The sequence below is a fragment of the Synechococcus sp. PROS-U-1 genome, from assembly GCF_014279755.1.
Lineage (GTDB): Bacteria > Cyanobacteriota > Cyanobacteriia > PCC-6307 > Cyanobiaceae > Parasynechococcus.
Map to the genome: position 1 here is coordinate 2,493,153 of NZ_CP047951.1, position 14,016 is coordinate 2,507,168.

General features: G+C 57.4%; 17 protein-coding genes. 7 read left to right on the forward strand and 10 right to left on the reverse strand.

The genetic code is table 11. From position 1 onward, the window contains the following. Positions 1-65: 65 nt before the first annotated feature. From urtE to ureE, 8 genes are all read right to left on the reverse strand, one after another. Entirely contained in the window at positions 66-821 is a 756-nt protein-coding gene (gene urtE / locus SynPROSU1_RS13400; protein ID WP_370586232.1) for an urea ABC transporter ATP-binding subunit UrtE, read from the reverse strand. Positions 822-842: 21 nt separating this feature from the next. Next, complete coding sequence (gene urtD / locus SynPROSU1_RS13405; protein WP_186570928.1) at positions 843-1,592, reverse strand: urea ABC transporter ATP-binding protein UrtD; 750 nt, start codon at positions 1,590-1,592, stop codon at positions 843-845. A gap of 32 nt (positions 1,593-1,624) precedes the next feature. After that, a complete protein-coding gene (gene urtC, locus SynPROSU1_RS13410) occupies positions 1,625-2,773 on the reverse strand; it encodes an urea ABC transporter permease subunit UrtC (protein WP_186570929.1) in 1,149 nt (382 codons plus the stop codon). Positions 2,774-2,791: 18 nt separating this feature from the next. Continuing rightward, positions 2,792-3,952, reverse strand: a complete 1,161-nt coding sequence (locus tag SynPROSU1_RS13415) for a branched-chain amino acid ABC transporter permease (protein WP_186570930.1) — start codon at positions 3,950-3,952, stop codon at positions 2,792-2,794. 74 nt (positions 3,953-4,026) lie between these two features. Next, positions 4,027-5,325 (reverse strand): urea ABC transporter substrate-binding protein, encoded by a 1,299-nt coding sequence (gene urtA / locus SynPROSU1_RS13420; protein WP_186570931.1) that lies wholly within the window; start codon positions 5,323-5,325, stop codon positions 4,027-4,029. A 120-nt stretch (positions 5,326-5,445) separates the two neighbouring features. Next, a complete protein-coding gene (gene ureG, locus SynPROSU1_RS13425; RefSeq protein ID WP_186570932.1) occupies positions 5,446-6,048 on the reverse strand; it encodes an urease accessory protein UreG in 603 nt (200 codons plus the stop codon). Then, positions 6,048-6,719 carry an urease accessory protein UreF gene (locus SynPROSU1_RS13430; protein WP_186570933.1) on the reverse strand — a complete coding sequence of 224 codons (672 nt, stop codon included), beginning with the start codon at positions 6,717-6,719 and terminating at the stop codon, positions 6,048-6,050. The genes ureG and SynPROSU1_RS13430 overlap by 1 nt, the downstream gene beginning before the upstream one ends. Further along, on the reverse strand, positions 6,716-7,168 hold the full coding sequence (ureE, locus tag SynPROSU1_RS13435) for an urease accessory protein UreE (RefSeq protein ID WP_186572417.1): 453 nt from the start codon (positions 7,166-7,168) through the stop codon (positions 6,716-6,718). The genes SynPROSU1_RS13430 and ureE overlap by 4 nt, the downstream gene beginning before the upstream one ends. Before the next feature lie 105 nt (positions 7,169-7,273). Between ureE and SynPROSU1_RS13440 the strand changes: the two genes are divergently transcribed. The 7 genes from SynPROSU1_RS13440 to SynPROSU1_RS13470 all read left to right on the forward strand — a co-directional run bounded on the left by SynPROSU1_RS13440 (position 7,274) and on the right by SynPROSU1_RS13470 (position 12,010). After that, positions 7,274-8,209 (forward strand): urease accessory protein UreD, encoded by a 936-nt coding sequence (locus SynPROSU1_RS13440; RefSeq protein ID WP_186570934.1) that lies wholly within the window; start codon positions 7,274-7,276, stop codon positions 8,207-8,209. Positions 8,210-8,227: 18 nt separating this feature from the next. Further along, on the forward strand, positions 8,228-8,530 hold the full coding sequence (locus tag SynPROSU1_RS13445; protein ID WP_186570935.1) for an urease subunit gamma: 303 nt from the start codon (positions 8,228-8,230) through the stop codon (positions 8,528-8,530). 10 nt (positions 8,531-8,540) lie between these two features. Then, positions 8,541-8,861, forward strand: a complete 321-nt coding sequence (locus SynPROSU1_RS13450; RefSeq protein WP_186498340.1) for an urease subunit beta — start codon at positions 8,541-8,543, stop codon at positions 8,859-8,861. A 3-nt stretch (positions 8,862-8,864) separates the two neighbouring features. Continuing rightward, complete coding sequence (gene ureC / locus SynPROSU1_RS13455) at positions 8,865-10,574, forward strand: urease subunit alpha (RefSeq protein WP_186570936.1); 1,710 nt, start codon at positions 8,865-8,867, stop codon at positions 10,572-10,574. Next, positions 10,571-11,329, forward strand: coding sequence for a type 1 glutamine amidotransferase (locus SynPROSU1_RS13460; protein WP_186570937.1), 759 nt, complete (start codon positions 10,571-10,573; stop codon positions 11,327-11,329). The genes ureC and SynPROSU1_RS13460 overlap by 4 nt, the downstream gene beginning before the upstream one ends. 214 nt (positions 11,330-11,543) lie before the next feature. Beyond that, entirely contained in the window at positions 11,544-11,711 is a 168-nt protein-coding gene (locus SynPROSU1_RS13465; protein WP_186570938.1) for a DUF4278 domain-containing protein, read from the forward strand. Between the two features lie 80 nt (positions 11,712-11,791). Continuing rightward, positions 11,792-12,010: a hypothetical protein gene (locus SynPROSU1_RS13470; RefSeq protein ID WP_186570939.1), complete on the forward strand. Its 219-nt coding sequence runs from the start codon at positions 11,792-11,794 to the stop codon at positions 12,008-12,010. A gap of 87 nt (positions 12,011-12,097) precedes the next feature. Here the strand turns inward: SynPROSU1_RS13470 and SynPROSU1_RS13475 are convergent, their stop codons facing one another. Next, positions 12,098-12,772, reverse strand: coding sequence for a DUF1028 domain-containing protein (locus tag SynPROSU1_RS13475; RefSeq protein ID WP_186570940.1), 675 nt, complete (start codon positions 12,770-12,772; stop codon positions 12,098-12,100). After that, positions 12,769-13,971, reverse strand: a complete 1,203-nt coding sequence (locus SynPROSU1_RS13480) for a Zn-dependent hydrolase (RefSeq protein WP_370586233.1) — start codon at positions 13,969-13,971, stop codon at positions 12,769-12,771. Before SynPROSU1_RS13480 ends, SynPROSU1_RS13475 begins: the two co-directional genes overlap by 4 nt. Positions 13,972-14,016: the final 45 nt, after the last annotated feature.

Consider the following 14,016-nt stretch of genomic DNA (forward strand, 5'->3'; position numbering starts at 1 on the left):
TTTAAGTAACCAACCCACGACAAAGCCCCCGCAACAGATAGCTGCGGGGGCTTTTTGATGAGGAGTTAAACCGTCAAGAACTCTTGGATGACAGTGTCAGACAAGGAGGACGTTGGGCCACTGGACACAATTCCACCGCGCTGCATGGCGTAGTAGAAGTTCGATTGACGAACAAAATGCAAATGTTGTTCAACAAGCAAGACGCTGATACCGGTCTCTTTGATGATGCGCTGAACAGCACGCTCAATGTCAAGGATGATTGATGGCTGAATACCCTCGGTTGGTTCATCCAGCAAAAGTAGCTTAGGCTTACCGAGCAATGCACGAGCGATAGCCAACTGCTGTTGTTGACCACCACTCAAGTCGCCACCACGCCGATTCAGAAACTCTTCAAGAATTGGGAAGAGTTCGTAGATGAAGGGATCGATATGGCGATTTTTGCCCATTCCGCCAGGTAGAGCCTCCATACCAAGCATCAGGTTCTCACGAACTGTTAGGCGAGGAATAATGTCGCGGCCCTGGGACACATAACCAATGCCATGACGAGCACGGCGATACGGAGGTTGCTTCAAAAGCTGGTTTGACTCGTATTCAATCGAGCCACTTTTCTGCTGAAGCAGACCAATCAATGTTTTCAGAAATGTGGTTTTACCCACACCATTGCGACCGATCAGGCAAACCATTTCTCCCTTGGGAATTTGCAGATCGACATCCCTAAGGATGTGACTTTCACCGTAGTAAACATTGACACCTGATGACTTGAGAATCAAGTCAGAAGAAGTTGGATGCATGGTAGATGATTCAAGGATTGCAGTCGGCATGACATCTAGTTCAAAGAAGATTTAGTGATCATCAGATTCACCGAGATAAACCTCAATCACACGGGGATCAGTCTTCACCTCATCCATGGTTCCCTCCGTCAATTTCCGGCCTTGATGAAGCACGGTGACAGGGGCTCCCAGGTCGCGAATGAACTCCATATCGTGCTCGATCACCACAACGGTGTGCTCACCAGCAAGAGATTTGATCAAATCGGCAGTTTTGGAGGTTTCCTCATCCGTCAAACCGGCAACAGGCTCATCCAGGAGAATGATGTCTGGAGACTGAGCCACCAACATCGAGATGGCGAGCCACTGCTTCTGACCATGGGACAACGAACCCGCCTGCCACTTGGCGTAAGGAGCCAAGCCCACATACTCCATGATTTTGAAGACTTCGTCCTTGACGGTGTCATTCAATGATTCCGTCAACAACGACAACGGATTCTTTTTGGGTGACGCGGTCAGTTCGAGGTTGCGCTGAACCGTCAGATTCTCAAAGACGCGAGGTGTTTGGAACTTACGACCAACACCCAGACGAGAGATCTTTTGCTCGGAGAGGCCAACAATGCTGCGACCGCGCAACATCACATCCCCTTTGGTGGGACGGACTTTTCCGGTAATCACATCCAGGAATGTGGTTTTTCCGGCTCCGTTAGGGCCGATAATCGAGCGCAGCTCACCCGGACGCAGCGAAAAAGAAAGGTCAGTGAGAGCATAAAAGCCGTCAAAACTGACGCTGACGTCGTCTAGATCAAGAATAGTTTGAGACATGGAGAACCTTCAAGAAATCAGAGTGAAAACATTTAGGCAGATGCAGACTCACTTTGAGCAGATTCGTCAAGGTCGATCTTTGGATAAGTCGGAGATTTCTTGGCAAGACCGAAAGCAGCGAGCATGGTACGGAAGCCACCTTTGGTAAACCATCCATAGATTCCGTCAGGCATCAGGACAACAACAAAGATAAAGAGTGCACCTTGCACAAACAGCCAAGCCTCCGGGAGTGCTTCACTGACCAAACTCCTCAGGTAGTTGACAACAACAGCACCGATAATCGGACCCACCAGCGTGCCGCGACCACCAACAGCGACCCAAATCACCATCTCAATCGACATCGAAATCGACATAAATTGAGGAGAGACAATGCCCGACTGGACGGTGTAAAGGGCACCAGAAATACCCGCTAAAGCACCAGCCACAACAAAGACAATCACCTTGAAGGGAGTTGGATTGAATCCTGAGAAACGCAAACGCGGCTCATCATCACGAATCGCGATCAGAGAATCACCAAAACGACCAGAGGTCAGATATTTGCAGAGTAAATAGGCAAAAGGAAGGAGTATCAGAGTGATGCGGTAAAACAAAACCTGTGCATCATCTGAACCAGCAACCAACCCGAAGATTTCCGTCGTACTGGTCTTCAAACCATTGGTTCCATTGACAAGTTTTTGCTGACCATTGAAGAAATGGTAGAAAACCATCAAGGACGCCTGAGTGATGATCGAAAAATACACACCCTTGATTCGGTTCCTGAAGATCAGATAACCAACCAATCCCGCCACAACGGAAGGAACGATGAAAATGGCAAAGATGGAAACAGGGAACGACCAGAATGGTTCCCAGAAAAAGGGCAACTGATCGACACCATAGTTCTCGAAAAACTTAGGCAATCCGTTGGCTCCTGTTGTGAAGTCATTTTTGGTGACCAGCAACAGGTGCATCGCAATGGCATACCCCCCGAGGGAGAAGAAGATTCCCTGGCCCAGACTCAGCAAGCCTGTATAACCCCAAATGAGGTCAATTCCGAGAGCAACAAACGCGAGTGAAAAGTAACGACCAAACAGGTTCAGTCGAAACTGAGAAAAGCCAAACAACTCGCTATCTGCCATGGCAGGCAAGATAAAAAAGGCAAAAGCCAGGAGGATCCAGGGGATCAGGCGCTTAAAAAGTTTCATTGAAATAATGCAAAGTCATTAAGCATCAACTGAGCGTCCCTTTTGAGGGAACATGCCTGTTGGCTTGAACTGAAGGAAGGCAATAATAAAAATAAAAACAAGCACCAACGACATACTCGTCGTTGCGAAAAACTCGGTCACAGCCCTCAAACCAGATGGCATATCTGGGAATGCAATCAACAACGAACCAGAGCCAATAATCGATTGAATGATGCCGAGCATCATCGAAGCAATCACTGTTCCAACAAGGTTCCCGACACCTCCAAGAACAATCACCATGAAGCAGGAGACGATGTAGGAGGCCCCAAGGTTTGGTCCAACAGAGCCAAGCAAGGTGATGGCACAGCCAGCTACCCCAGCAAGACCAGATCCAATGCCAAAGGTGATGCTGTCAACACTATCGGTAGGTATTCCAAGACAGTTACTCATTTCACGGTTCTGAGTTACCGAGCGAATTCGGACACCCCAGACACTTTTGGTTAGGAACCAAGCAACAGCTGCGAGCAAAAGTGCCGACAAGACAATGATGAAGATCCTGATTCCTGGCAATTCGATCCCAGCAATGGAGCCCCAACTTCCTTGCAACCATTTTGGAGCAGTGACGTCAATGTTGCGTGGTCCAAACCAGGGGTTTGAAAAGAAGCGACCAAACGAAGCGAAAATATTGATCGAAAGGATGCCAAGCACACCAGCAACACCCCAGAGAGCCCCACCCAGATAACTTGAATAGGATGCTTCTTTCAAAGAAACAGGCATAAATCGTTTGGCCAACCAGCCCAGCAATGCCGTCACACCAATTCCCAGCATCATGGCGAGGGAAACGCTGCGGACAAACTGAATCAGAATCAGGCTGACACCCCAGGTGGCTAGGAGTGTTTCAAGAGGCCTCCCATACAACCGCCGAATCAATGTGCGTTCCAGCAGAACACCCACCAGAGCGGTCACAACAAAAGAGGCGACAAGCGCAACGAGGTAATACAGCTCAAAAACAGTTCCCCCAAGTGGGCGAAACATGTTTTGAACCACAAAGGTGACATAGGCACCAAGCATCATGAATTCACCATGGGCGAGATTAATCACACCCATCAATCCAAAGACGATTGCCAAGCCAGTCGCCGCGAGCAGAAGCACCGAACCGATACTTAAGCCATCAAGAATCTGCGAAAAAACTAGCTCCATGATTTCATCGGATAATAAAAAAGGTGGATCAAACTAAGTCTGACCCACCCAGGATTAGATTTCTGAATCAAGAATCACATCTTGAACTTACCAGCATCCGGACGATCCAGAGTCCAGTCGCATGCAAAGCCCTTGGTCTCAGGAACGTACTGGTTCCAGGTGATCGGAGCAACGGGAGTTTTGCTATCCCAGAGGATTTCAAACTGGCCATCATCCTTGGCTTCACCGATGCGAACGGTCTGAGAGATGTGGTGGTTGGGATACATCTCGATGGGACCTTGAGGTGCATCCATCTTGATGCCGATCATGGCATCGCGAACGGCATCCAGATCCTCATAGGTACCAGCCTTCTCAACAGCAGCCTTCCAGAGGTAGACCATGTTGTAAGCGGATTCCATCGGGTCGTTGGTCACCCGATCGTCGCCATACATCTCAATGAAAGCTTCATTGAAGGTGTTGGAAGCTTCTGTTCCAAGCGACATGAAATAGTTCCAAGCCGCATAGGTGCCGCCGACGTAGTCAGGGCCGATCTGGCGAATCTCTTCTTCCGCGATGGAGAAGGACATGATCGGATACTTGTCCGGAGTGATGCCAGCTGCCTTGAACTGCTTGAACAGAGCAACGTTGGAGTCACCGTTCAGGGTGTTGATGATGATGCCGCCATCAGGGAACTCCTTCTTGATCTTGGCGATGATCGGAGCAACTTCAGTGTTACCCAGGGGGATGTAGTCCTCTCCAACCGTTTCACCACCCAGGCTCTTGACCTGCTCTTTGATGATGGTATTTGCGGTACGCGGATAGACGTAGTCAGATCCGACGAGATAAACCTTTTTGCCGTACTTGTCAGCAAAGGTATCGAACAACCAATCAACAGCAGGCTCAGCCTGCTGGTTGGGAACAGCACCGGTGTAGAAGATGTTCTTGGAACACTCCTGACCCTCGTACTGGATGGGGTAGAAAAGGAAGTGGTCCTTGGCTTCGTAGACGGGAAGCATGGCCTTACGGCTGGCTGAGGTCCAGCCACCGAACACCACGGCAACCTTGTCGGCGTCGATCAGCTTCTGAGATTTCTCAGCGAAAGTGGGCCAATCAGAAGCACCGTCTTCAGAGACGTAGGTGATCTTGTAAGACTTGTCGTCGATTTTGACGCCGCCTGCGTCATTGATCTCCTTGATTGCCATCTCCTCAACCTCTTTGAGGGTGGTTTCGGAGATCGCCATGGTTCCACTCAGGGAGTGGAGGATGCCCACCTTGATTTCGCCGTCGAAATCGCCACCGGAAGAATCACCGCCGCCACCGCAGGCCGTCATGGTGACGCCAACAGCTGTTGCAGCAAAGCCAGCAAGGACTCGCTTTGAAAGTGAACTAATCATTTCCCGAAAGACACGCGAAGAAACAAAGACCGCCTAGGGGCGTTCTCAGAAGGTATTGAGGGCAACAACCAGAGAAATGTATCCAATCGCACTATTTGCCGATTCCAAGGTTTTTGGCAATTAGTTCGGTAGCTGTTGCAACAAGAAGTCCACCACCTTCTCCAATCCCTGACCGTTATGGAGGTTGGTGAAACACCACGGCCTATCTCCGCGCATCCGCCGGGTGTCCTGTTCCATCACCGCAAGGTCGGCACCGACCTGAGGAGCCAGATCAATCTTGTTGATCACCAGCAAATCCGAGCGCGTGATGCCTGGCCCTCCCTTGCGGGGGATCTTGTCGCCAGCCGCAACGTCGATCACATAAATGCAGAGATCCACCAACTCAGGGCTGAAGCTCGCCGCCAGGTTGTCGCCGCCACTCTCAACAAGAACAAGATCAAGATCAGGAAATTGCGCCTCCAGCTCTGCCACAGCGGCTCTGTTGATCGAGCAGTCTTCGCGGATCGCCGTGTGAGGGCAACCACCGGTCTCCACCCCACGGATCCGCTCTGGATCCAGGGCACCGGCACGGGTGAGGAACTGGGCATCCTCCTGGGTGTAAATGTCATTGGTGACCACCGCGAGCTGCAGGTCGTCGCGCAAGCGGCGACAGAGCGCCTCCACCAGTGCGGTCTTGCCGGATCCCACAGGACCCGCCACCCCCAGGCGCAGTTTGCTGCTCATCAGCTTCGAAATAGGCGTGAATACAGCTCAGCATGGGCAAGCTGCGCCATGCCCGCACCAACGCCACTGCTCCAGAGCTGCTGCGGATCGGCCGCCTGGAGCAACAGCGCTTGCGACGCAATCATCGGCAGCAGACGCCGTTGAAGAACCTGCGCTCGGGACGGACCTAACGGCAGCAGCCGTACCGCTGCACTGAGCTGATTGGCGACCCAGCCGTAGAGGTACCCCTCCACCATGTCGTTAGCTGGAACCGACAAGCCCACAGCGGCCCAGGCCCAGGCCGCTGGCCAGCTCAAGGGAACGGGTTCAGGCAGGTCCTGTCCCATGTCAGACATCAACTGCAGCAGCGACATCCCCATCTGACGCTGTTGCGCACGAAGCTCTGCCGCTTCACGGGTGGCCAACAACCAGGCATCCAGATCGAGAAGGCGCGCTTTGGCCGCGCCATCCGCCTGGGTTGACCACCCCACCAACGCCTCTGCAAGGGGCCTCAAGGCAGCGGCCTCCAGTCGCACCGCGCCCCACTGCAGCTCAGCCTCCAACCAAGCCTGAACGGCCTGCTCATCAGCGATGGAGCCAGCCTGGATCAGCACCTCCAGACCCTCTGAGTAGCTGAAGGCACCAACGGGCAACGCCGGGCTGACCAATTGCAACAACGCCAGGGATGTCATCCGTGCTGATGCCCCCCATAGGCACCACCTTCGGGAGCAAACGGCTGTAGGCAGCGACTGACCGTCAAACCGCGCCCTTCCAGCATCGTGGCCAGCACGGAATCGTCTGGAAGCAACAGCTCCTGCTCATGCAGCTCAAGAGCGACATGGCGATTGCCCAGGTGATATGCCGCCTGCAACAGCTCCAGGGGATGCGACCCCTGCACCCGCAACAGCGCTTCCGGGGCTGCCGTCACCTCCACAACGGTCAAACCGGACTGATCCCCCAGCAGATCACCAGGTTGCAGAGATCCCACACGGGGCAACTGAAGCAGCACCGGACGACCGCAGGAGGTGGTCCGACGACCGCGCAGCACCGTGCGCTCTTCGGCTGTCAAAGGCAAGTGCAGGGTTGCCGTGGCACTGCTGTTCTGCAGGCGCTGCTCCAGCACGACCACCGCATCCGTCACCAGCGCCTCCTGTCCAGATCCACAACGAAAGCGTGCCGACAGAACAGCTGCACTTTGGTGTTCATTGCTACAGAGTCGAAACCGGCGGCGGCGGAGCGTGAGGCCATGCAACGTCTTGATCCTTGGCACGGCCGCTGCGACCTGCAGTTTCATGCCACCAACGGCAGCACCCGACACCAGGGGGGCTGCACGGCTCCGTTCAAGCTGCTTCGCAGCGAACGCGGTGATGACGGACGCTGCGAGCTGCCGGTGCTGCACACCGCTGGAGGCCTGGTGGGCGGCGATCAACTCAGCCTCGACATCAAGCTTGAAGCCAGCAGCCGCGGCCTGATCACCAGCGTGGCGGCGCAGAAGGTTTACGGGTCGATCGGCCGCAGCCGCCTGCAACCCGAGGGTTGCTTTGCCCATCAACAGGTGCGCTGCTCGCTGGCCAACGGCAGTGATCTCGAATGGCTGCCGCAGGAACTGGTGCTATACGCCGATGCCTTGTTCGAGCAGGAGCTGACGGTGACCCTGCCCGAGGACGCCTCCTTTCTCAGCGCAGAAATCGTGCGCTTGGGTCGAACCGCCGCCGGCGAAACCCTCCAGCAGGGACGCTGGCGGTCGCACCTCACCATTCAGCGCGTCGCGGCCAGCAGCTCAACCTGGGAGCTGGCGGATCGCGTGGAACTGGGCGGCGCCAGCCTGGACAGCCCGCACGGGTTAGGAGGCGCCCCTGTGTTCGGCACGCTGGTCTGGGCCGCGCCGATGGCCATGGGCGCCAAAACAACAGAAAAACTGCTGGAAGGAGCAAGGGCCGACCGAGAGGGACTGACGGGCACGATGCGCTGCGGCACCCTCGATCAGGGATTAATCGCGCGCTATTCCGGCACTTCCAGCCGCGATGCCCGCTTCTGGTTCAGCCGAATCTGGGAGCGCACACGAAGGCTCCGGGGCCTGACAACACCTCGCATCCCCAGGGTCTGGCCCCTGCAGGAGCAGCCTCTGCGCCGACAAACGTCCACCGTGAACGCTTTCGAGGCTGCAGCAGAGACACACTGAAGAAGACCGAGCTTCGCCATGCATCTCAGTCCCCAGGAAAAGGACAAACTCCTGATCGTGACCGCGGCACTGCTTGCCGAGCGGCGCTTGAACCGCGGCCTCAAGCTCAACCACCCCGAAGCGGTGGCCTGGCTCAGTTTTCTGGTGTTGGAAGGCGCCCGTGACGGCAAGAGCGTGGCGGAGCTGATGCAGGAGGGCACCACCTGGCTGCAGCGCGACCAGGTGATGGAGGGCGTACCCGAGCTCGTCCATGAGGTGCAGATCGAGGCCGTCTTCCCCGATGGCACCAAGCTCGTCACCCTGCATGACCCGATTCGCTGAGACAGAACCCATGGCACCTCTCATTCCAGGCGAACTGCTTCCCGAACCGGGTGAACTCGAACTGAATGCAGGCCGACCCGTCACCACGGTGAGCGTCTCCAACAGTGGGGATCGCCCTGTGCAAGTGGGCTCCCATTTCCATTTCGCCGAAGCCAACGCCGCCCTGCAGTTCGACCGGGCCGCAGCCCGCGGTCAACGGCTCGACATCCCCGCCGGCACGGCCATCCGCTTTGAACCCGGCGACAGCCGCGACGTGAACCTGATTCCCTTCGCCGGTGCGCGACGCGTCATCGGCTTCAACGGCCAGATCAACGGACCCCTCGACGCCTGACCCATGCCCTACCGCATCTCCCGCCAGGCCTACGCCGAGACCTACGGACCCACCACCGGCGACCGGGTTCGCCTGGCCGACACCGAGCTGATCCTCGAAGTCGAGAAGGATTTCACCGTGTACGGCGACGAGGTGAAGTTCGGCGGCGGCAAGGTGATTCGCGATGGCATGGGCCAGTCCCAGACCCCTCGAGCCGAGGGCGCCGTCGACACGGTGATCACCAATGCTCTGATCCTGGATTGGTGGGGCATCGTCAAAGCCGATGTCGGACTGAAAGACGGTCGGATCGTGGGCATCGGCAAAGCCGGCAACCCCGACACCCAGGAAGGGGTGACCATCGTGGTGGGCCCCGGCACCGAAGCGATCGCTGGGGAAGGTCACATCCTCACGGCCGGTGGCATCGACACCCACATCCACTTCATCTGCCCCCAGCAGATCGAAACAGCTCTGGCCAGTGGCGTCACCACCCTGATGGGAGGCGGCACCGGACCAGCCACCGGCACCAACGCCACCACCTGCACCCCTGGCGCCTTCCACATCGGGCGAATGCTCCAGGCCGCTGAAGGCCTGCCGGTGAATCTGGGCTTCTTCGGCAAGGGCAACGCCAGCACCCCTGAAGCTTTGGAAGAACAGGTGCGCGCCGGCGCCTGCGGCTTGAAGCTGCATGAAGACTGGGGCACCACACCCGCAACGATCGATGCCTGCCTGTCGGTGGCCGACCGGATGGATGTGCAGGTGTGCATCCACACCGACACCTTGAATGAAGCCGGCTTCGTGGAAGACACGATCGCCGCCATCAAGGGACGCACCATTCACACCTTCCACACCGAAGGTGCCGGCGGCGGCCATGCACCGGACATCATCAAGATCTGCGGCGAAGCGAATGTGCTGCCAAGCAGCACCAACCCCACCCGGCCCTACACCCGCAACACGCTCGAGGAGCACCTCGACATGCTGATGGTGTGCCACCACCTCGATCCGAAGATCCCGGAAGACGTGGCGTTCGCCGAATCCCGCATCCGACGAGAGACGATCGCGGCCGAAGACATCCTTCACGACCTCGGCGCCTTCTCGATCATCGCCAGCGACTCCCAGGCCATGGGGCGCGTGGGCGAAGTGATCACACGCACCTTCCAGACCGCCCACAAGATGAAGGTGCAGCGCGGTGCGCTCCCGGAAGACTCCAGCCGCAACGACAACCACCGCCTCAAGCGCTATATCGCCAAGGTGACGATCAACCCCGCTCTCGCCCATGGCATCAGCAGCGAGGTGGGCTCGATCGAAACCGGCAAGCTCGCCGATCTCGTGCTGTGGAAGCCGGGCTTCTTTGGCATTCGCCCTGAACTGGTGATCAAGGGCGGTTCGATCGTGTGGGCCCAGATGGGCGATGCCAACGCCTCCATTCCCACCCCCGGCCCCGTGCACGGCAGGCCCATGTTCGGCGCCTTTGGCAAAGCCTTGGCTCCCAGCTGCCTCACCTTCGTGAGCGAAGCAGCAATGGATGCTGATATTCAACGCCAGCTGGGTCTGGAACGCACCTGCATGGCCGTGAAGGACACCCGCAGCGTGGGCAAAAGCGCTCTCAAACTCAACTCCGCCCTGCCGAAGATGAGCGTGGACCCGCAGACCTATGAGGTGTTCGCCGACGGTGAACTGCTCACCTGCGAGCCCGCCGACGTGCTGCCCCTCGCCCAGCGCTACCTGCTGCTTTGAGCACCACGCTGCTGGTGATCCAGCACGTTGACCACGAAGGGCCCGAACTGGTGGGACAACTGGCGCGGGAACGGGGAATGGACCTCCAGACCCTGCGGCCGGACCGTAGCGACTGCCTGCCGAACCCAAGCGAATGCCCGAACAGCATCGCGCTGGTGCTGGGGGGACCAATGGGCGTGAACGAACGGCATCAACCAGACCTGCACTGGCTCCAAACCGAGCTGAACTGGCTGATGGCTTGGCACCGGCAGAGCCGACCTGTACTGGGCATCTGCCTGGGGGCTCAGCTCTTGGCTGTTGCTGCAGGTGGCTGCGTCAAACCCCTGCAGGTTGGAGCACCACCGCAGCAGCTCAAGGAACTGGGACTGGGCGCAATCCACTGGGTCGCTGATCCGACCCATGAGGCCCTACTGCAGGGACAACCGAGCGGCAGCTTGGCGCTGCATTGGCATGGCGATCGCATCCACCTGCCAGCCGATGCAACCCTGCTGGGTTCCTCGCTGCACTGTGCGGAACAGGTGTTTCGAATCGGCGATCACGCCATTGGCCTGCAATGCCATCTCGAGATCAACGGAGATGCACTGCAACGCTGGATCGCCAACGACCACACCTATGTGATGAGTGCCCTTGGGCCTGAAGGGCCCGAACGCCTGATGCGGGAGTGGCGCTGGCTAGGAGACGAGCTGCAGGAGCAAGGTCGACACTTTTTCAATGCTGCACTCGATCAACTGCAGGACTGCTGCATGATTCAGTGATTGGTATCAACAAGGCCTACTAATTCCTACGGACAAAAATAAACAAAACCAAAAACTTTTCTGTACAAGTATCGACCCGAACATCGCCTCAGGGGAGGCAAGCGCTTGAATAGTTCTGTAGCAACAGCTACCGATCGTTCACTTCGCGCCACGCGAAGCGCAGTTCGCCTCAGGCCATGGAACGGGGACCTGAGCTTGCTTCGAGGACCATCCAATGACCACCCTTCTCTATCGCGGGCATCAGTACCAGCAAAGCAACGCCACTGAGGGCAAACCTGGTGTGCAGCTGGTCTACCGCCGCAACGTGTACCAAGCCCGTCAGATCAACAGCCACCGCACTCCGGTGCAGCTCGTTTACCGCGGGGTGGGCTACACGCGCTAGGCCAACTTCTCAATCTGTAGCAAGTCGAACATTCCGGTTCCGAGGATTAGGGCGTAATAGATCCAGCTTCAGCAACGACGTTGGATCTCATCACTTCCCGCCTCGACAAAGGCCTTGTGCAGGTGAATCCCTCCAGCGTGCACGGCGTGTTCTGGCTGCAAACCCACTTTCCGGCGAACGAATGGGATGCCTTGCTGTCTGGACAAGCCGCCTTTGGCATGGACTGCATCGATGATCTGGTCAGTGATGCACGCGAGGCTGGATTGAATGTGGAGTGGGAAGCCTCCGTCCCCAGCTGAGCCATCTCAAATCTTTCAAACTTTCAAAAAGACCCTGCACACTTCGGTACTGCAGGGTCTTTTTTTGACATGACCTGTGGCTGATCCCTACGCCACCAGACGGTTCAGCATTGGCAATTCCGACAGTTCGTCCCTCCACTCCTGAGCCCAAAGGGCCTGGCTGCGCTCATACACCTCCATCAACTGCTCCACCGCACGCTCATGGAAATCAACCCGTAGGTCCAACAACGGAAAGGCAGCTTCACCACTCACCTGTACCGCTGCTGAAGTGCAGAAATCGGAGCGGTGATCGCCTCCAGCAGCCTCCCCAGCCTGCAGGGCAGCCATCAGGCGACGACCAAGTTTCCAGCTGGGATCGCTGGTGAGATACGCCTGCTCCATCGCCTCCACAACACCATCGTCCACTAAACAATTTCCGGCGACAGACAGGTCACGCCGATGGCGGTGCCCAGCCCAAGCCCCGCAATCCTGCCCCGTCCAACAGGCCGTTCGACCATCCAGATCGATCAGGTGAAACTGACGCCGGTCACGATGCTGATCATCCGCCAGAAGGCTGGCCAGAACACTCTCGGCATCCGAACTCTGCTCCAGGCGTTCAAGGCCACAGATCCCCAGATAGGGATTGGTGTGGGCCTGGGTCGCCACAGCGCCAACTCCGGCGCGGATGTGGGGCACGGTGGATCCAACGGCCAGATGACAGGTGGCAACAGCCACGCCAAAGCGGCCGTTGTTGGGATCACGGGCCAGGATCGAAAAAGTCACGGCAGCTGACGGTCAAGCCGCAGCAACGTTTCGAGCAGCACCGCAGTGCCCGCCCAGCACTGTTCATCGCTGGTGAACTCCGCAGCGGAATGACTCAAACCACCCCGGCTGGGGACAAAGATCATGCCCATCGGCCAACGGCGACCGACTTCCTGCGCATCATGGCTGGCGCGGCTGGGGAGATGGCTGTGGGACAGACCGAGGTCGGCAGCGGCTTCTGCAATCGTCGCCATCACCACAGCATCAGCAGGGGTGGGATCAACACTGAACTGTGGGTCCACCGAAATCGGGCAGCCCGTTTCAGCACCGATGCTTTCGACCTGCTGCATCAACTCCTCCACCAATTGATCGAGCACACGTCGATCCACATCCCTTAAATCAACTGTCAGGGAGACAGCACCAGGGACGACGTTGGCGGCATTGGGCCAAACCTCAAGACGGCCCACCGTCGCCACAGGATCTCCTGGATGACTGGAGGCCATGGCCTCGACAGCGAGAACAATGCGCGACGCCGCCACGAGGGCGTCCTGTCGCAGACCCATCGGTGTAGTGCCGGCATGGTTGGCCTGTCCCTGCACATTGATGCTGAACCGGCGCTGACCGACGACACCCTCCACAACACCGATGGCATCACCGCGTTGCTCGAGAACACCGCCCTGCTCAACATGCAATTCCAGGAAAGCGGCGTAAGCCTCATCGGAGCGGCGGGCGGAGGCCAATGACGGCCAATGCCCCCCGATGCGTGCCAGGTTCTCCTGAATCGGCTGGCCATTGCTGGTGGCGTAACTCTCCGGATCAGTGGAGGCCGTGCCCGCCAAACCCTTGCAACCCACCATGGTCGACTCCTCGTCGGCAAAGGCGATCAACTCGATTCCATGCCGCAGCCGCATGCCCTTGTCTTGAAGAGCTCGGCAAGCTTCGAGACCTGCAAGAACACCCAAGGCTCCATCGAAACGTCCGCCTGTGGGAACGGTGTCGAGGTGTGACCCGGTCACCAAAGCAGGACGATGTGGCTCGAGGCCGTCAAGACGCCCGATCAAATTGCCAGCGGCATCAACACGAACCTGCATGCCCAGCTGCTTCATCCAACTGGCCAGCAACTCACGGCCCTGGACGTCTTCAGCCGAAAACCCCCGTCGACAGACGCTGCCATCCGGCTTGGAACCAATGCTGGCCAGCTGCTGAATTGATCCGACCAAACGATCACGGTTTGCACGCGTCGCAACTTCGACTGGCTCGACCCT

Bases quoted from the DNA above. Each gene is read 5' to 3' on its own strand.
- urtE (WP_370586232.1), bottom strand. From the start codon at position 821: ATGCCGACTGCAATCCTTGAATCATCTACCATGCATCCAACTTCTTCT.
- urtD (WP_186570928.1), bottom strand. From the start codon at position 1,592: ATGTCTCAAACTATTCTTGATCTAGACGACGTCAGCGTCAGTTTTGAC.
- urtC (WP_186570929.1), bottom strand. From the start codon at position 2,773: ATGAAACTTTTTAAGCGCCTGATCCCCTGGATCCTCCTGGCTTTTGCC.
- SynPROSU1_RS13415 (WP_186570930.1), bottom strand. From the start codon at position 3,952: ATGGAGCTAGTTTTTTCGCAGATTCTTGATGGCTTAAGTATCGGTTCG.
- urtA (WP_186570931.1), bottom strand. From the start codon at position 5,325: ATGATTAGTTCACTTTCAAAGCGAGTCCTTGCTGGCTTTGCTGCAACA.
- ureG (WP_186570932.1), bottom strand. From the start codon at position 6,048: ATGAGCAGCAAACTGCGCCTGGGGGTGGCGGGTCCTGTGGGATCCGGC.
- SynPROSU1_RS13430 (WP_186570933.1), bottom strand. From the start codon at position 6,719: ATGACATCCCTGGCGTTGTTGCAATTGGTCAGCCCGGCGTTGCCCGTT.
- SynPROSU1_RS13440 (WP_186570934.1), top strand. From the start codon at position 7,274: ATGCAACGTCTTGATCCTTGGCACGGCCGCTGCGACCTGCAGTTTCAT.
- SynPROSU1_RS13445 (WP_186570935.1), top strand. From the start codon at position 8,228: ATGCATCTCAGTCCCCAGGAAAAGGACAAACTCCTGATCGTGACCGCG.
- SynPROSU1_RS13450 (WP_186498340.1), top strand. From the start codon at position 8,541: ATGGCACCTCTCATTCCAGGCGAACTGCTTCCCGAACCGGGTGAACTC.
- ureC (WP_186570936.1), top strand. From the start codon at position 8,865: ATGCCCTACCGCATCTCCCGCCAGGCCTACGCCGAGACCTACGGACCC.
- SynPROSU1_RS13465 (WP_186570938.1), top strand. From the start codon at position 11,544: ATGACCACCCTTCTCTATCGCGGGCATCAGTACCAGCAAAGCAACGCC.